Raw genomic sequence first — 1,001 nt, forward strand, 5'->3', positions numbered from 1 at the left:
AGCGGTCTTAGGAAGACAATTGCCATCTCCAACTCCTTGGCTCACAGAACGACATGGCTACGATCCGACTTGAGGGCCCGGGAGTTGGTGCCGGCCCCGCCGTCCCAGCCGAGACGACTCGTCCACCAGGACGGGGCCGGAGGTGGGGCCGCCGCGCCCCACCGGCGGCGGCCCCGGGTGGGTCAGGTCTCGAACCGGAACTGTCGGTCCCGCCACCGGGCTCTCTGGGAGCGTCAGGGTTTGCTGCAGGTCGTAGGCGACGATGATCTCCTGGGCGATCAGCCACGGGTCACATTCGCCCGCGCGAACTCGAACGTGGAAGTGCCGCAGATGGTGAGCGCACCAGCCGTCCTTGTCGGCGCGGTGCCGGTGCTGGACCTCCTCAGCGCGCCGCGCGGTCGCCATGGACACGTACGTGGTCGTCATACCGGGGCCCCTTCCTGCTGCGTCACGGCGGACATCAGGACGTCCTCGTCGAAGTACCGGTGAGCAGGAATGATGTACATCCCGTAGTCGTGGATGTGAGCGACGAGCGTTTCCGGGTGCAGGTCCGTCCGGTACACGTAGGTGATCGCTTCGCGCGAGGACGGGTCGGTGGCCGTGAAGACCCTGAAATCCATCCCTCCGAGGCTGAACGTCCTATCGCTCATGACTTCCGCCCTGCCATCGCGTAGTAGAACAGGTCGTCCCAGCTTTCGCGTTGGGGCCTCGTGAACGCGCGGCGCCCGTCGGCATTCCACTTGATGACGTGGACGTTCGTGTACCGATTCCACGTGATGTCGCCGTAGACGATGCGGCCGCCGTCGGCGAAGTTCACGATGGTGGCGCCGTCGAGCCCGTCCTCCTCGAGGCGGATGCCGTTGACGTTCCACGACTGGATCACTCGGGTTGCTTGCGTTGGTGGGGCTTGGGAATCTACGCTTGGTTTGCTCATCTCAGAGGTCCGCTCTCTGGTGGGTGCGGGGCCCCTGCCGGGCGTTATCCGGCAGGGGCCCTTACTG

General features: G+C 65.5%; 2 protein-coding genes. Both read right to left on the reverse strand.

Translation table 11 applies throughout. The features are described 5' to 3' along the window. Positions 1-422 precede the first annotated feature (422 nt). Positions 423-620, reverse strand: a complete 198-nt coding sequence (locus ABFX50_RS50685) for a hypothetical protein (RefSeq protein WP_310283910.1) — start codon at positions 618-620, stop codon at positions 423-425. A 26-nt stretch (positions 621-646) separates the two neighbouring features. Then, positions 647-883 carry a hypothetical protein gene (locus tag ABFX50_RS50690; RefSeq protein ID WP_310283907.1) on the reverse strand — a complete coding sequence of 79 codons (237 nt, stop codon included), beginning with the start codon at positions 881-883 and terminating at the stop codon, positions 647-649. Between the last annotated feature and the right edge of the window lie 118 nt (positions 884-1,001).

It is taken from the genome of Nonomuraea recticatena (assembly GCF_039533245.1).
Classification (GTDB): Bacteria; Actinomycetota; Actinomycetes; order Streptosporangiales; family Streptosporangiaceae; genus Nonomuraea; species Nonomuraea roseola.